General features: G+C 68.7%; 15 protein-coding genes and 1 tRNA gene. 5 read left to right on the top strand and 11 right to left on the bottom strand.

What is annotated here, in order from left to right:
• Window positions 1-19: 19 nt before the first annotated feature.
• The 8 genes from uvrB to polA all read right to left on the bottom strand — a co-directional run bounded on the left by uvrB (window position 20) and on the right by polA (window position 10,920).
• The gene (gene uvrB / locus ASF88_RS07305; protein ID WP_055915957.1) at window positions 20-2,086 is read right to left on the bottom strand and encodes an excinuclease ABC subunit UvrB; all 2,067 of its coding nucleotides are present in this window, start codon (window positions 2,084-2,086) and stop codon (window positions 20-22) included.
• A 71-nt stretch (window positions 2,087-2,157) separates the two neighbouring features.
• Window positions 2,158-2,754 (bottom strand): dephospho-CoA kinase, encoded by a 597-nt coding sequence (gene coaE / locus ASF88_RS07300; RefSeq protein WP_055915955.1) that lies wholly within the window; start codon window positions 2,752-2,754, stop codon window positions 2,158-2,160.
• Window positions 2,755-2,869: 115 nt separating this feature from the next.
• A complete protein-coding gene (gene rpsA / locus ASF88_RS07295; protein WP_055915954.1) occupies window positions 2,870-4,312 on the bottom strand; it encodes a 30S ribosomal protein S1 in 1,443 nt (480 codons plus the stop codon).
• Between the two features lie 119 nt (window positions 4,313-4,431).
• Window positions 4,432-5,400, bottom strand: a complete 969-nt coding sequence (locus tag ASF88_RS07290; protein ID WP_055915952.1) for an epimerase — start codon at window positions 5,398-5,400, stop codon at window positions 4,432-4,434.
• Complete coding sequence (locus ASF88_RS07285; protein ID WP_055915950.1) at window positions 5,397-6,017, bottom strand: DUF4166 domain-containing protein; 621 nt, start codon at window positions 6,015-6,017, stop codon at window positions 5,397-5,399. Before ASF88_RS07285 ends, ASF88_RS07290 begins: the two co-directional genes overlap by 4 nt.
• 32 nt (window positions 6,018-6,049) lie before the next feature.
• A complete protein-coding gene (locus ASF88_RS07280; protein WP_055915949.1) occupies window positions 6,050-7,723 on the bottom strand; it encodes a DUF885 domain-containing protein in 1,674 nt (557 codons plus the stop codon).
• A 99-nt stretch (window positions 7,724-7,822) separates the two neighbouring features.
• Window positions 7,823-8,215: a hypothetical protein gene (locus tag ASF88_RS07275; RefSeq protein WP_055915947.1), complete on the bottom strand. Its 393-nt coding sequence runs from the start codon at window positions 8,213-8,215 to the stop codon at window positions 7,823-7,825.
• A 32-nt stretch (window positions 8,216-8,247) separates the two neighbouring features.
• Window positions 8,248-10,920 (bottom strand): DNA polymerase I, encoded by a 2,673-nt coding sequence (polA, locus tag ASF88_RS07270; protein ID WP_055915944.1) that lies wholly within the window; start codon window positions 10,918-10,920, stop codon window positions 8,248-8,250.
• A gap of 78 nt (window positions 10,921-10,998) precedes the next feature.
• Here polA and ASF88_RS07265 point away from each other — a divergent pair, with 78 nt between their 5' ends.
• Window positions 10,999-11,403 (top strand): PaaI family thioesterase, encoded by a 405-nt coding sequence (locus ASF88_RS07265; protein ID WP_055915941.1) that lies wholly within the window; start codon window positions 10,999-11,001, stop codon window positions 11,401-11,403.
• 18 nt (window positions 11,404-11,421) lie between these two features.
• On the opposite strand, the gene ASF88_RS07260 is transcribed toward ASF88_RS07265, so the two are convergent.
• On the bottom strand, window positions 11,422-12,027 hold the full coding sequence (locus tag ASF88_RS07260) for an ANTAR domain-containing response regulator (RefSeq protein WP_055915939.1): 606 nt from the start codon (window positions 12,025-12,027) through the stop codon (window positions 11,422-11,424).
• Window positions 12,028-12,065: 38 nt separating this feature from the next.
• Here ASF88_RS07260 and ASF88_RS07255 point away from each other — a divergent pair.
• Window positions 12,066-12,148: transfer RNA gene (locus ASF88_RS07255), tRNA-Leu, on the top strand.
• Between the two features lie 62 nt (window positions 12,149-12,210).
• Here ASF88_RS07255 and ASF88_RS07250 read toward each other — a convergent pair.
• Window positions 12,211-12,711: an FBP domain-containing protein gene (locus tag ASF88_RS07250; RefSeq protein WP_055915938.1), complete on the bottom strand. Its 501-nt coding sequence runs from the start codon at window positions 12,709-12,711 to the stop codon at window positions 12,211-12,213.
• An 85-nt stretch (window positions 12,712-12,796) separates the two neighbouring features.
• Here ASF88_RS07250 and ASF88_RS07245 point away from each other — a divergent pair, with 85 nt between their 5' ends.
• Complete coding sequence (locus tag ASF88_RS07245) at window positions 12,797-13,123, top strand: thioredoxin family protein (RefSeq protein ID WP_055915936.1); 327 nt, start codon at window positions 12,797-12,799, stop codon at window positions 13,121-13,123.
• Window positions 13,124-13,129: 6 nt separating this feature from the next.
• Here ASF88_RS07245 and ASF88_RS07240 read toward each other — a convergent pair whose 3' ends face one another.
• A complete protein-coding gene (locus ASF88_RS07240) occupies window positions 13,130-13,954 on the bottom strand; it encodes a hydrolase (protein ID WP_235493320.1) in 825 nt (274 codons plus the stop codon).
• Between the two features lie 77 nt (window positions 13,955-14,031).
• On the opposite strand from ASF88_RS07240, the gene ASF88_RS07235 reads away from it, so the two are divergent.
• Both ASF88_RS07235 and ASF88_RS07230 read left to right on the top strand, forming a co-directional pair.
• Window positions 14,032-14,832 (top strand): alpha/beta hydrolase, encoded by an 801-nt coding sequence (locus tag ASF88_RS07235; protein WP_055915934.1) that lies wholly within the window; start codon window positions 14,032-14,034, stop codon window positions 14,830-14,832.
• Window positions 14,833-14,887: 55 nt separating this feature from the next.
• Complete coding sequence (locus ASF88_RS07230; protein ID WP_055915932.1) at window positions 14,888-15,913, top strand: LLM class flavin-dependent oxidoreductase; 1,026 nt, start codon at window positions 14,888-14,890, stop codon at window positions 15,911-15,913.
• The last annotated feature ends 133 nt before the right edge of the window (window positions 15,914-16,046 follow it).

The raw sequence follows: 16,046 nt of genomic DNA, 5'->3' as shown, positions 1-16,046 counted from the left end.
TGACCATCCGGACGCGGGCTCAGCCCAGGTGACCGGCCTTCTCCATCTGCCGCAGATCGCGCTTGAGGTCGGAGAGCTCGTCGCGCAACCGCGCCGCCAGCTCGAACTTCAGCTCTCCTGCCGCCGCCAGCATCTGGCCGTTGAGATCGGCGATCAGCCCCTCCAGCTCGGCCGCGCCCTGCGCCGCGATGCCGCCGTTGCGCAGGTTCGGGGTCGGACTCTTGCGACGCTGCTCGCGGCCGGCCAGAATCCGTGCCGTGTCGGCCTCCTCGCGGGCGAGCACATCCGTGATGTCGGCGATGCGCTTGCGCAGCGGCTGGGGATCGATGCCGTTCGCCCGGTTGTACTCGATCTGGAGCTCACGACGACGGTCGGTCTCTTCGATGGCGTTCTTCATCGAGTCGGTCAGGACGTCGGCATACATGTGCACCTCGCCCGAGACGTTTCGGGCGGCACGACCGATGGTCTGGATGAGGGACGTCGACGACCGCAGGAAGCCCTCCTTGTCGGCGTCGAGGATCGCGACGAGCGAGACCTCGGGGAGGTCGAGGCCCTCGCGGAGCAGGTTGATGCCCACGAGCACGTCGTAGACGCCGGCCCGCAGCTCTGTGAGGAGCTCGACGCGGCGCAGGGTGTCGACGTCGGAGTGGAGGTAGCGGACCTTCACTCCGGCCTCCGCGAGGAAGTCGGTGAGCTCCTCCGCCATCTTCTTGGTCAGCGTGGTGACGAGGATGCGCTCGTCGCGCTCGACGCGCACGCGGATCTCCTCGAGCAGGTCGTCGATCTGGCCCTTCGTCGGCTTGACCACGATCTGCGGGTCGACCAGGCCGGTCGGGCGGATGATCTGCTCGACCACGCCGTCCGCGACGCCCATCTCGTACTGCCCAGGCGTCGCCGAGAGGTACACGGTCTGGCCGACGCGGTCTTTGAACTCGTTCCAGCGCAGCGGACGGTTGTCGAGTGCGCTCGGCAGCCGGAAGCCGTGCTCGACGAGTGTGCGCTTGCGGGAGGCATCGCCTTCGTACATCGCGCCGATCTGCGGCACTGTCACGTGCGACTCGTCGATCACGACGAGGAAGTCGTCGGGGAAGTAGTCGAGCAGACAGTTGGGCGCCTCGCCCGGCTGACGCCCGTCGATGTGGCGCGAGTAGTTCTCGATGCCCGAGCAGAAGCCGATCTGCTCCATCATCTCGAGGTCGAACTGGGTGCGCATGCGCAGCCGCTGGGCCTCCAGCAGCTTGCCCTCGCGCTCCAGCTCCTGCAGGCGCTCGCGCAGCTCCTCCTGGATGGTGCCGATCGCTCGTTGCATGGTCGCCGGGCTGGCCGCGTAGTGCGTCGCAGGGAAGACCGACACCGCGTCCATCTTCTGCAGCACCTCGCCGGTCAGCGGGTGGAGCGAGTACAGCGCCTCGATCTCGTCGCCGAACAGCTCGACGCGGACGGCGTGCTCCTCGTACATCGGGATGATCTCGATCGTGTCGCCGCGCACGCGGAACTTGCCGCGCGAGAAGTCGACGTCGTTGCGCTCGTACTGCATCGCAACGAAGCGACGGATCAGCGCGTCGCGGCCGACGCTCTGGCCGACCTGGAGGGCGACCATCGCCTCCAGGTACTCCTCGGCCGCGCCGAGGCCGTAGATGCAGGAGACCGTGGAGACCACCACGACGTCGCGGCGGCTGAGCAGCGAGTTCGTGGTGGAGTGGCGCAGGCGCTCGACCTCGGCGTTGACCGAGGAGTCCTTCTCGATGAAAGTGTCCGTCTGCGGCACGTAGGCCTCGGGCTGGTAGTAGTCGTAGTACGAGACGAAGTACTCGACCGCGTTGTTGGGGAGCAGCTCCCGGAACTCGTTGGCGAGCTGCGCGGCGAGCGTCTTGTTGTGCGCGAGCACGAGCGTCGGCCGCTGCACCTGCTCGACCAGCCACGCAGTCGTCGCGGACTTTCCGGTTCCGGTCGCACCGAGCAGGACGACGTCGGTCTCGCCCGCGTTGATACGGGCGGCGAGCTCGGCGATCGCCTTGGGCTGATCGCCGTTCGGCTCGTACTCGCTGACGACCTCGAACGGGCGGACGAGACGGGTGGCTTGCATGATCCCAGTCTAGGAACGACCACCGACATCGCGGCCCGCTCTCGCTGAGAGCGGAACCGCGCCCGACGGAATCAGGAGCGCAGGCTCTCCCAGAGCTCGTCGACCTGCTCGATCGTCTGCGCCAGACTGCCGTCGGTGTCGATCACGACGTCGGCCACGGCCAGTCGCTGCTCGTCGGAGGCCTGGGAGCCGATGCGGCGCTCGGCCTCCTCGGCCGCCATCCCGCGCAGCCGCACGAGGCGGTCGGCGCGCGTCGCCGCCGAGGCGTGCGCGACGACCACGAGGTCGAACGGGTACTCGTTGGCCGATTCGACCAGGAGCGGAACGTCGTAGACGACGATCGCCGCGGGATCCGCCGCCGCGGCCGCGTCGAAACGCGCGGTGGAGGCCGCGAGCACTGCGGGATGGGTGATCCCGTTGAGCTTCTGGAGGGCCTCCGCATCGCCGAAGACGATCGCGCCGAGCGCCGGGCGGTCGAGGCTGCCGTCCGCTGCGATGACGCCGTCGCCGAACGTACGCGCGATCTCGGCGAGGGCCGGGGTGCCCGGCTCGACGACCTCGCGCGCGATGCGGTCGGCGTCGACGACGACGGCGCCGAGTTCGGCGAGACGGGAGGCGATGGTCGATTTTCCGGAGGCGATCCCGCCGGTGAGTCCGATCAGCTGCACGGCACCCAGCCTATCGGCCCGTCGAACTGCGCCGAGGAGCGCGTTGCCGTGCGGGAGCGCTTAACGCCGGAACGGCCGGCCCCGAAGGACCGGCCGCTCACGGATGAGACGTGTCTCAGTTGTTGGAGCTGAGCTTCTCGCGCAGCGCCGCGAGGGACTCGTCGTCGGCGAGGGTGCCGCCCGTGCCCGTCTCGCTGGAGTACGAAGAGGAACCGCTGTCGGAGGCCGCCTCCTCGATGCCCTTGGCGACCTGACGCTTGTGAGCCTCCCAGCGAGCCTGAGCCGCAGCGTACTGCTGCTCCCACTCGTCGCGCTGGGTCTCGAAGCCTTCCTTCCACTCGTTGGTCTCCGGGTCGAAGCCCTCGGGGTACTTGTAGTTCCCCTGGTCGTCGTACTCGGTGACCATGCCGTAGAGGGCCGGGTCGAACTCGGTGCCTTCGGGGTCGACGCCCTCGTTCGCCTGCTTGAGGCTGAGCGAGATGCGGCGGCGCTCCAGGTCGATGTCGATGACCTTGACGAAGACCTCTTCGCCGACCGACACGACCTGCTCGGCGAGCTCGACGTGCTTGCCGGAGAGCTCGGAGATGTGCACCAGGCCCTCGATGCCGTCTGCGACGCGCACGAACGCACCGAACGGAACCAGCTTCGTGACCTTGCCCGGAGCGACCTGACCGATCGCGTGGGTGCGGGCGAAGACCTGCCACGGGTCCTCCTGGGTCGCCTTGAGCGACAGCGAGACCCGCTCGCGGTCCAGGTCGACCTCGAGGATCTCGACGGTTACCTCCTGGCCGACCTCGACGACCTCGGAAGCGTGCTCGATGTGCTTCCAGGACAGCTCGGAGACGTGCACGAGGCCGTCCACGCCGCCCAGGTCGACGAACGCGCCGAAGTTGACGATCGAGGACACGACACCCTTGCGGACCTGACCCTTGTGCAGGTTGTTCAGGAACGTGGTGCGGGACTCCGACTGGGTCTGCTCCAGCAGCGCGCGACGCGACAGGACCACGTTGTTGCGGTTCTTGTCGAGCTCGAGGATCTTGGCCTCGATCTCCTGGCCCAGGTACGGGGTCAGGTCGCGGACGCGGCGCAGCTCGATGAGCGACGCCGGCAGGAAGCCGCGCAGGCCGATGTCGACGATCAGGCCGCCCTTGACGACCTCGATGACCGTACCGGTGACGACACCGTCGGCCTCCTTGATCTTCTCGACATCGCCCCAGGCGCGCTCGTACTGCGCACGCTTCTTGGACAGGATGAGGCGACCCTCTTTGTCCTCCTTCTGGAGAACGAGCGCCTCGACGGTGTCGCCGACCTCGACGACCTCGCTGGGGTCGACGTCGTGCTTGATGGAAAGCTCGCGGGAGGGGATGACACCCTCGGTCTTGTAGCCGACGTCGAGGAGGACCTCGTCGCGGTCGATCTTGACGACGGTGCCCTCGATGAGGTCTCCGTCGTTGAAGAACTTCAGCGTCTTTTCGACCGCGGCAAGAAAGTCTTCAGCAGACCCGATGTCGTTGACGGCGACCTGCTTCGGTGCCTTGTCGGTCGTTGCGGTTGTCATGTAGTGGATGCTCCGTAATGGACATAAATCAGGCCGAGCGCGAACCTCTGTGGGTGTCTTCCGCGAACGGCAGGCGGATGTGGATGTCACACAAGTGACGGTCTAGTCTACCGACTGCGTTACGGATGGAGCAACTCGCGCCGAGCGACGATGTCGCGGAGCGCCGGCTCGAGCTCCGGATACTCGAACGTGAAGCCGGCGGCGAGCAGCCGCTCGGGCACCACCCAGCGGCTCTTCAGCACCAGCTCGGTCTCTGTGCGGATCGCCGCCGACCCGAGCTCGAGCATCCACCGGGTGGCCGGCAGGCCGACGGAGACGCCGAGTACACGACGCAGCGTCGCCATCATCGTGCGGTTGTCGACCGGGTTCGGGGACGCGATGTTGACCGGGCCGTCGAGCGCCGCCGTGCGGAGGAACTCGATCGCTCCCAGGACGTCGCGGAGGTGCACCCAGCTGAACCGCTGCCGGCCGCCGCGTGCGCGGAACTCGTGGAACGTGCCCGCATTGCGGCGAGCCGTCGTCGCGAACCAGCGACCGTCGAGCTGCGGGCCGCCGAGACCGGAGCGGACGAGCCGGATGAGGGGCGCCAGCGCGGAGCCGTCGCCGAGCACGATCGCCATGCGCAGCGCGACCCGTCGCGTGCCGGGGAGCTCCCCCTCGAAGAACTCGGCCTCCCACGCCCGCGCGACGTTCACCGAGAACCCGGTGCCGAGCTCGCCCGTGGACTCGGTCATCGGCCGGTCCTCCGCGTGACGGTAGATGGTCGCCGTGGAGGCGTTGAACCAGACGGGAGGCGGTGCGTCGGAGGCGGCCACGGCCTCCCGGAGCGCCCGGGTCGTCTGCAGCCGCGAGCGGAAGATCTCGGCGCGGTTCGCGTCGCCGTAGCGGCAGTTGACGCTCTTGCCCGCGAGGTTGATCAGCACGTCGGCACCCGTGACAGCCTGCCGCAGCGCGGCGGGATCGTCCCAGCGCGCGTCGGCGCCGTCGCGCCCGACGAGCAGCACGGTCGCCCCGGCCGCGCGATAGTGTCCGGCCAGATACCGCCCGATGAAACCGGACGCACCGGCGATGACGATCCGCTCGCTCACTCGCTCCCCCGCGTGATCCCGTAGCGGAAGGCGCCCGCGTACTGGTACACCCTACCGATCAGCGGCACCCGGACGACGATGGAGACCACCTGCGCTTCCCGCGCATCGTCGTACCGCTCGGTGAGGGCGACGACCGGCGCCAGCCGACGCGGGATGGTCAGCCGGCGCCTCCCCACGCGCACCGCGACGCGGCGCGACACCAGTCGCAGCGCACCGTCGGTCACCCGGGCGGCGAACCACGCCTCCACCACGGCGGGCGATCCCAGCCGGTCGACGACCAGTGCACCCTCGACGCCGATCTCGTCGCGCATCTCGAGCGTGCGCCCGCGGAGCTCGAACCTCCGGACGGCTCGGACCGCCGGGCCTCCATCGGCAGAGACGACCGGCACGTTCTCGACGGTGAACGGAACATCGCGCTGCCACACCGGGAACATCACGTGCGCCGGCGCGAACAGCGCGAGGACCGGCCAGAGCCATCGCCGCGGCGTGCCGACGGTGTCGAACACGCCGCGGCCCCGGCCAGTCGAGCCGGACGGGATGGCGTCGAAGTAGGCGCGCAGGCGCGGATGGAGCTCGTCGAACGCCGGGCCGAGCACGGCCCGGTACGGGGAGGTCATCGCGGCTGCGCGCCCTTCTGCGGAACGGTCGCTCAGCCGAGCAGCGCCGACTGCAGCGTGTCGAGGCCGACGCCGCCGATGTCGAGCGCCCTCTTGTGGAACGTCTTGATGTCGAACGACGCCCCCTCACGGCGCGCGTACTCGTCGCGCAACTGCTCCCAGATGCGCTGGCCGATCTTGTACGACGGCGCCTGCCCCGGCCACCCGAGGTAGCGATTGACCTCGAATCGCACGAAGCCCTCGTTCATGTTGACGTTCTCGGCGAGGAAACCGAACGCGTACTCACCCGTCCACGGGCCGGACCCGTCGGGCAGCTGCTTCTCGAGGTGCACACCGATGTCGAGCACCACACGGGCGGCGCGCATCCGCTGGCCGTCGAGCATCCCGAGACGGTCGGCCGGGTCGTCGAGGTAGCCCAGCTGCTCCATCAGGCGCTCCGCGTAGAGCGCCCAGCCCTCGGCGTGACCCGAAGTGCCCGCGATCCGGCGCCACGAGTTCAGCTGCGCCTTGTTGTAGGTCGCCTGCGCGATCTGGAGGTGGTGGCCGGGAACACCCTCGTGGTAGACGGTGGTCAGCTCGCGCCAGGTGTCGAACTCGGTGACGCCCTCGGGGACGCTCCACCACATGCGGCCGGCGCGGGCGAAGTCGTCGCTCGGGCCCGTGTAGTAGATGCCGCCCTCCTGCGTGGGGGCGATCATGCACTCCAGGCGGCGGATCTCGACGGGGATGTCGAAGTGCGAGCGGCCGAGCTCCTCGATCGCGCGGTCGCTGGTCTCCTGCATCCACTTCTGGAGGGCGTCGGTGCCGTGCAGCTTGCGGGACGCGTCGCCGTCGAGGAAGGCGATCGCCTCTCGCACCGAGGCGCCCGGCTTGATCTCGTTCGCGATCGACTCCTGCTCTGCGACCATGCGTGCGAGCTCCTCGATGCCCCACTCGTACGTCTCGTCGAGATCGACGGTGGCGCCGAGGAAGTCGCGGGATGCGAGGGCGTAGAGCTCCCGGCCGACGGCATCCTTCTCGGGCGCATGGGAGGCGAGCTCGTCTTGCAGGAACGACGCCAGCTTCGCGTACGCGGCGGCGGACTCGGCCGCGCCCGATGCCAGGTCGGCCCTGAGCGACTCCGGAAGCTCCCCCTCGCCAGCCTTGGCCGACCCGGTGAACTCGAAGAAGAAGCCGCTGTCGGCGACCTGCTTGTTCGCCTGCGTCAGCACCTCCCGCACCTGGCGGATCGCCGGCACGTTGCCCGCGGCGATGCCGCTGCGGAGGGTCTCGATGTAGCCGTCCATCGCGCCCGGAAGGTTGTGGAGCCGCTTCGCGACGTTCGCCCAGTCGTCCTCCGTGTCGGTCGGGAGGAGGTCGAAGATGTCGCGCAGCTCTTGCGCGGGCGACGCGATCACGTTGAGGTCGCGTTGGTTGAAACCGGCCTCGTGCTTCTCGATCGTGAGCTCGAGCTCGCGGGAGAGGTCCATCTTGGTGACGCGGTCGATGTCGTCGACCGGCTCCGCCTGACGGATCTTCGCGAGGGTCTCGCGCACCGCGGCGACGGACTGCTCGGCTCCGCTCGGCGAATAGTCCGAGTACTCGCCCTCGCGACCGGGTCGGCCGAGCCAGACGTGGTACTCGGGGTGGAGCTCCAACTGGGTGTCGACCCACTCGTCTGCGATCGTGTCGATCGGAGTGGGTTCGCGCTTCTCTGCGTTCGTCATGATCCGACCCTATCGAGGCCCCAACCGCCTCGGCAGGGCAGGCGCGGAATTGTGGAGAAGACGCCGTGAATCCGCCCTGTGCAGAACCCTCGCAGAGCCTCAGTCGCCGCTGCCGGTGATCTCTCCCGACGAGGCGTTCCCAGGTCGCCTGGTGCGCTCACGACGGTCGAGCTCATCCTGGAGGGCGACGAAGAAGCGATCGATCTCTCCGAGGCGGCGTGTGTACAGCATCGTGTCCACGCCGCGCGCCCTGCCGACGGCGTCGAACTCGATACGCGTGTGCGTCTCGTCGACCGGCACGAACCGCAGGTGCGGCTCGAAGAGCACCCAGCCCGAGGCCAGCTGCGCGAACGGGTCCATCAGGCTCGTCCCCCTCAGCGCCTCCCGGACGAATCCGGGCGCCTCGTCGAGGGGGATCGGCACGACCTCGCTCGGAATGCGGCGCGGAACGACAGCCTTCTTCGAGCGCTTCCGCGGCTCCAACTCGCCCATGACCTGCAGGGTAGTCGCGTGGGGAGCGATCGTCAGTGGGCGGCGGCGTCCCAGTTCGCGCCGCGGCCGATCTGCACGTCGAGGGGCACACGGAGGTCGGCGGCGCCCGCCATGCGGGTGCGCACGATGCTCTCGAGCGCGTCCCACTCCCCCGCGGCGACCTCGAAGATGAGCTCGTCGTGGACTTGGAGCAGCATCCGCGACTGCAAGCCGCCGTCGATCAGGTCGCCGGCGATCCCGAGCATCGCGATCTTCATGATGTCGGCCGCCGAACCCTGGATGGGCGCGTTGAGCGCCTGACGCTCGGCGTTCTCGCGCAGCACCCGGTTGGTGCTGGTCAGGTCGGCGAACGGCCGGCGACGGCCGAAGATCGTCTCGGTGTAGCCGTCGACCCTGGCGATCTCGACGACGCTGCGCAGGTAGTCGCGCACCGCGCCGAAACGCTCGAAGTACCCGGCCATCAGGTCACGGGCCTCCTTCGTCTCGATGCGCAGTTGCTTGGAGAGGCCGAACGGGCTGAGACCGTAGGCGAGGCCGTACGACATGGCCTTGACCTTGGTGCGCATGAGCGAGGTGACGTCCTCCGGTGCGACACCGAAAACGCGCGCGCCGACGAAACGGTGGAGGTCCTCCCCCGCGTTGAACGCCTCGATGAGGCCAGGGTCTTCGGAGAGATGCGCCATGATCCGCATCTCGATCTGCGAGTAATCCGCGGTCAGCAGCGTCTCGTACTCCTCCGCGCTGCGGAAGGCCGAACGGATCTCGCGCCCCTCCTCGGTGCGGATCGGGATGTTCTGGAGGTTGGGGTCGTTCGACGAGATGCGACCCGTGCTCGTGCCGGTCTGGTCGTACGTGGTGTGGATTCGGTCGTCGGAGGTGACGGAACGCTCCAGCGTCTCCACGATCTGCTTGAGCTTTGTCGCGTCGCGGTGCTGCAGCAGCAGGTCGAGGAACGGGTGCGGGTTGCTCTCCTGGAGGTCGGCGAGGGACTGCGCGTCGGTCGAGTAGCCCGTCTTGGTGGAACGGGTCTTCGGCATCCCGAGCTCGTCGAAGAGCACCTGCTGCAGCTGCTTGGGCGATCCCAGGTTGAGCTCGTGGCCGACCTCGGCGTACGCGCGGGCGGCATAGTCGTTCGCCTTGTCGGTGAGCTCGCCGCGCAGACGCCTCAGTACGGCCGTGTCGATCGACACGCCGGTCAGCTCCATCTCTGCCAGCACCGCGACCAGCGGAAGCTCGATGTCGTCGAGCACACGGCGTGTGCCCTCGTCGAGCGCGATCATCTGGCCCTCGGCGACACGGCGGATGTACCAGGCCTCGGTCGCGGGGCTCACCGCGTCGTTGATGGGCACCAGCTGGTTGGGGTCGGAGACCGGCAGGGTCTCACCGAGCACCTCGTACACCTGCTCGGCCAACGACTGGGGCGCGGCGCCCGGCTTGACGAGCCAGGAGGCGATGCGGGTGTCGAACGCGAGGCCGTCTACCACAAAGCCCGCGCGGCTCAGCGCCTTGAATTGCGGCTTCGCGTGGAAGAAGTACTTGGGAGCGCTGCTCGCGATCCACTCCTCCAGAGCCTCGTAGTCGCGGCGGCCGGCGGCCCACGGCACGTAGACGGTGTCGTCGGCGGCAGCGAGGCCGAAGCCGGTGATACCCGCGGGGCCGGTCTCCAGCTGCACAGCGACGGCCTGCCCGTCGGCGGAGGCCTTGGACAGCCAGTTGGCCAGCTCTTCGTCGACCAGGGTGCGCACGACGGGAGCGCTCACCGCGCCGACGTCACCGTGTTCGAGGTTGCTCGCGGCGCCGTCGAGCAGACCCTCCTCTGCGGCGGCCTTCATGAGCCGGTCGAGCAGCGTCTTGAACTGAAGGCGGGCGAAGATGTCGCGCACGGCGTTCTCGTTGAGCGGCTTGCGCTCGAGGTCGGCCGGGGTGACGTCGAGCTGCACGTCGTCGAGGAGCTTGTTGAGCCGGCGGTTGCGGAGCGCGTTCTCTTTCTGGTCGCGCAGGTTCTGCCCCACGACACCCTTGATCTCGTCGGCGTGCTCGACGATGTTCTCGACGGTGCCGTACTGCTGCACCCACTTGACGGCGGTCTTCTCGCCGACCTTGTCGATGCCGATGAGGTTGTCGCTGGTCTCGCCGACCAGAGCCGCGATCTCGGGGTACTGGTGCGGCTCGACGCCGTAGCGCTCGCGCACCGCGGCCGGGTCGTAGACCTTGAGCTCGGAGACGCCGCGCACGTTCGGATAGAGCAGCGTCACGTCGTCGTTGACGAGCTGAAGAGTGTCGCGGTCACCGGAGACCAGCAGGACGTGGTAGCCCTGCTCCTTGCCCTGCCGGGCGAGCGTCGCGAGGACGTCGTCGGCCTCGTAGTCCTCTTTGGCGATGGTGGTGATGTTCATCGCGTGGAGGGCCTCCTGCAGGAGCGGGATCTGGCCGACGAACTCGGACGGCGTCTCGCTGCGGGTTCCCTTGTACTCCGGGTATTCGCGCGTGCGGAACGAGTAGCGCGAGATGTCGAAGGCCACGGCGATGTGCGTCGGACGCTGCTGCTGGAGCAGGTTGATCAGCATCGCGATGAAGCCGTGGATGCCGTTCGTGTGCTGACCCTCGCGGTTGACGAAGCTGTCGACGGGCAGAGCGTAGAAGGCCCGGAATGCCAGCGAATGGCCGTCGATGACGAGAAGGGTAGGCTTTTCGGAGTCTGACACCAGGCAAGCCTACAAGGGGCGGGTGACACTCTCAGACGACCGCCCACCACCACACCGACGACCCGGGAGGGGCTGCAGATGACCGAGGACGCGCTGGCGTACGTGAAGCAGCGGGGGCTCGGCGCCCTGGCCGACAAGATGGGCATCGAGATCGTCGAGTTCAGCGTCGAGCGCGCGGTCGCGCGCATGCCCGTGCTCGGCAACACGCAGCCCGCCGACCTCCTGCACGGAGGTGCTTACGTGGTGCTCGGCGAGTCGCTCGGATCGATGTCGGCGAACCTCCACGCCGGCGAAGGCCGCCTCGCGGTCGGCATCGAGATCAACGCCTCCCACACGCGTTCGGCGACCAGCGGCTACGTGACCGGCGTCTGCACGCCCATCCACCTCGGTCGCACGCTCACGACGCACGAGATCACCGTCACCGACGATCGCGGCCGCCGCTGCTCGACCATCCGCATCACGAACCTGATCAAAGACCTGTAGCGCCCGGCGGGCCCCGAGTTACTTCTTGGGGGCGAGCTGCTCGATGATCGCCTGGGCGACGTCGTGCATGGTGAGGCGGCGGTCCATCGACGCCTTCTGGATCCAGCGGAACGCGTCGGGCTCGCTGAGTCCCATCTTCTCGTTGAGGAGGCCCTTGGCGCGGTCGACCAGCTTGCGGGTCTCGAAACGCTGCACCATGTCGGAGACCTCGGCCTCCAGCGCGATGATCTGCTGGTAACGCGCGAGGGCGATCTCGATCGCCGGCAGGAGGTCGTTGGGGGTGAACGGCTTGACGACGTAGGCCAGTGCACCGGCCTCGGTCGCGCGCTCCACGAGCTCCTTCTGGCTGAACGCGGTCAGCAGAACGACCGGCGCGATGTGGTTCTTGGAGAGCCGCTCAGCCGCGGAGATGCCGTCGAGCTGGGGCATCTTGACGTCCATGACGACCAGGTCGGGGCGCAGCTCGGTCGCGAGCGCGACCGCGGTCTCGCCGTCTCCGGCCTCGCCGACGACCTCGAAACCGTTGTCGCGCAGTGTCTCGACGATGTCGAGCCGGATGAGCGACTCGTCCTCCGCGACGACGACTCGGCGGGGTGCGGTGGTGGTGGTCTCCTGGTCAGTCACGGGTAAAAGCCTACGGTATTGTTCAGGTGTTGTTGTGCGCCGCTGTGGCGGAATGGCAGACGCGGAGCACTCAAAATGCTTTGTCCGGAAGGGCGTGTGGGTTCGAGTCCCACCAGCGGCACAACGGATTCAGACGTTCCGGCGCAGGCGCAGGGCCGGGACCGTGACCAGGAGAGGCGCACGTCAGATGCGGGCGCCGACCACAGCCTGCGCGAAGCGGCGGACGCGCTCGCCGAGGCCGGCGATCTGATCCTCGACCACCCGCTCGGCGTCGAAACCGACGTAATGCGGCGGAGGGGTCCGGCGCACGTTCTCCGTGCACTCGAACGACCCGCAGACGTGCGCGCCGACGGTGTCGCCCTTGCGGCCGGCGTCGCCGGCTCGCCGGGCCGACCAGAAGTAGACGTCGCGGACCAGGTGGATGTCTTGGCACCACCCGCACATCGTCGGGGTGTGCGAACGCATGGACGCCTCGGAGGCGCGCAGGACGATGCCCACGGCGCCGTTGTCGGTCGGGATGACCACGTAGCCGCGCTGCGGCAGGCGCGGGTCGCGCCAGCCGAGGTACTCCCGGCGCGCCCAGTCGACCTCGTGCAGCCCCGGCGGCAGCGGAAGCTCGGCGGCGTCGGCGCGCGAGCAGTTCACGAACGACTCGCGGATCTCCTCCGGGGTCAGGCTCTCCATGGGCACCTCCTGCGTTCCATGCTCGCACAGGTGCGGTCGACCGCCGCTTGACCTTGACCCCCGGGGCACGGCTTAACCTCGCCGCATGAGCACACTCCCCAGCGTCACCGACGCCTCCTTCGCCTCCGACGTCCTCGACGCGGAGGGCACCACCCTCGTCGAGTTCTGGGCGCCCTGGTGCGGGCCCTGCCGCGCCGTCACGCCCATCTTGGAGCGCATCGCCGAGGAGCACCCCGACGGCATCCGCATCCTGCGTATCAACGCGGACGAGAACCCGCGGTCGTCCGCCCAATATCACGCGCTGTCGCTGCCGATGATGAAGGTCTTCCAGAACGGGGAGGTCGTGAAGACCATCGTCGGAGCCAAGCCGAAGCCAGCGATGGAGTTCGAGCTGGCGGGCCTCCTGGACTGACGCGGATCAGGTGAGGTGGTCGAACGCGCCGCTCACCCACCCGATGTAGCGCTCGGCCGAACGCAGGACGGCCTCCCGGGCGTCGACCGGCACGACGTTGCCGAGGTTGCCGTACATACGGTCGAAGGGCCGGTCGCACACCAGGTCGGCGACACGCCGCACCACGGCGGCCGAGAGCGGGATGTCGTTCGGGAAGCTGCGCTGGAAGGTCACCCACTTCTGCGACGGCCCGGGGAAGACGGTGTCGCCGCTGAGGACGACGCCGCGATCCCAGTGCACGACAGCGCTGCCAGGGAAGTGTCCGCCGATCGTGCGCAGCAGCACGCCGGGGAGCACCTCCTCCTCGCCGCTCCACTCCTGGATGGCCGGGTCCTCCCGCTGCACCCAGTGCCGGTCGGCGGCGTTGACGAGCACCGGCACGCCGCCGAGCATGCGCGACCATGATGTCTGCGCTCCGAACATGTGCGGATGGCTGCTGGCGATCAGGGCCGCACCGCCGAGATCCTGCACCGCCGTGGCCGCCGCTTCGTCGACGTAGCCCGTGGGATCCCAGAGCAGGTTGCCGTCGGGCGTGCACAGCAGCAGGGCCCGCTGACCGATTCCCACTCTCGGCTCACTGCTCAGCCCGTACAGGTCGGGTTCGAGCTGGGTCACCGTGACCCGTTCGCCCTCCCGTTGGAGCCGTTGGAGGGTGGTCCAGCGCTGCCCTGTCGGAGGGACGTACTGCCGTTCGTCCTCGCAGATCGGGCAGGAGGGCGGCGGCTCCTCCCCCGCCTCCGTCACGATCGGTGTCGTCTCCACGGCGCACGTCGCGCACAACCAGTCGGCCATGCGCGCCACGCTACCCGCGTCGAACGTGCGGACGCACGCGTCTAGCCGAACGGTCCTGCGCCCATTAGCGTGTGCGCATGGCGAATCAACCCGTGCTCTTCATCCACGGCCTCTGGCTGCACGCCAGCAGCTGGCAGCCCTGGATCGACCTCTTCACGGCGGAGGGCTACGCTCCCGTCGCTCCCCTGTGGCCCGGCGAGAAGGACACCGTGGCCGACACCCGCGCCCATCCAGACGACGTCGCGAACTACGGCATCGACGAGGTGACCGCGCACTTCGCGCAGATCATCGAAGCGATGGACACGCCTCCGGTGATCATCGGGCACTCGTTCGGCGGCCTCGTCACCGAGAAGCTGATCGGGCAGGGCTACGGCAACGCCGGGGTCGCGATCGATCCGGCGCAGATCAAGGGCGTGCTGCCTCTGCCCTTCCGGCAGCTCAAGGCGTCGTTCCCGGTTCTCGGGAACCCGGCCAACATCCACAAGCCGATCGCGCTCACGGAGGAGCAGTTCACATTCGGCTTCGCCAACCAGCTGACCGACGACGAGGCGAAGGAGCTGTTCGACCGCTGGACGGTCCCCTCCACCGTGCGCCCGATCTTCCAGGCGGCGGCAGCCAACTTCAGCCTGCACTCGCAGGCCGCCGTCGAGACGAAGAACGAGGACCGCGGCCCGCTGCTGCTCATCGCGGGCGGCGAGGACAACACCGTTCCGGAGGTGACGACGGACGCGACGCTGAAGCTGTACCGCGACTCCAACGCCGTGACGGAGCTGATCACATTCAAGGATCGCGGCCACTCGCTCGTGATCGACCACGGCTGGCGCGACGTCGCGACCGAGATCCTCGTGTGGCTGGGCCAGCAGGGGCTCGAGGACTGACCTGGGGCGCCGGGGCCGCCGCTCACGGAATACGGGCCGGCTCCGACGCCTTGGCATCATCGTGAAACGCATCGGCTTCCTCAGCTTCGGCCACTACCAGGCCGTCCCCGGCTCCGTCGTCCGCACGGCCGGCGACGCCCTCCTGCAGACGGTGGAGCTCGCCGTCGCCGCCGAGGAGGTGGGCGCCGACGGCGCCTACGTGCGCGTGCACCACTTCGCTCCGCAGCTGGCCTCGCCATTCCCGCTCCTGGCGGCGATCGGAGCACGCACGTCGCGGATCGAGATCGGCACCGGCGTCATCGACATGCGGTATCAGAATCCCCTCTATACGGCCGAGGAGGCCGCGGCGGCGGACCTCATCAGCGGCGAGCGCCTCCAGCTCGGCGTCAGCCGTGGCTCACCCGAGACCGCGCTCGCCGGCTACGAGTCGTTCGGCTACGTCCCGGGCGAGGGCGAGTCGGACGCCGACCTGGCCCGTCGGCACACGGCGATCTTCCGTGCGGCGATCGCCGGCGAGGCGATGGCGAACGCCGACCCGCGAATGACCGGCACCTCCGGCGGCCTGTCGATCCAGCCGCTGTCGCCGACGCTGCCCGACCGCATCTGGTGGGGCGCCGGCACGCGGGCGACCGCGGAGTGGACGGCCGAGCAGGGCATGAACCTGATGTCGTCGACCCTGCTCACCGAAGACACCGGCGTCCCGTTCGACCAGTTGCAGGCTGAGCAGATCCAGCGCTTCCGCGATACCTGGGCCGAGATGGGCTGGGAGCGCGAGCCGCGGGTGAGCGTGAGCCGCAGCATCATCCCGATCACGGATGAGGCGTCGTACCGCTACTTCGGCGCCAGGGCACAGGTGGAGGGACGCGACCAGGTGGGCAACCTCGACGGCGGGCTGGCCCGCTTCGGCCGCTCCTACATCGGCGAGCCGGAGAAGCTCGTCGAGGAGCTGGCCGCGGACGAAGCCGTCCGGATGGCGGACACCGTGCTCGTCACGGTGCCGAACCAGCTCGGCGTCGACTTCAATGCGCGGCTCTTGGAGGGCGTAGTAGCGGTCGGGCGCGAGCTCGGCTGGCGCGACTGAGCCGACCGCAGTCTGTACCCCGAACGCGGCCCTGTCCCCCGGCGATGGATATGAGAATATTAGTTCGCGGTACACCCGAATTCCGCAGCACAGGCCGTGACGGAACCGTCCGGTCCCATGGAAGGGGTGTGCT

This window comes from Leifsonia sp. Leaf336, assembly GCF_001423695.1.
Classification (GTDB): domain Bacteria; phylum Actinomycetota; class Actinomycetes; order Actinomycetales; family Microbacteriaceae; genus Leifsonia.
Note: the sequence above shows the minus strand (reverse complement) of the source record. Positions and strands in the feature narration are given on the sequence as shown.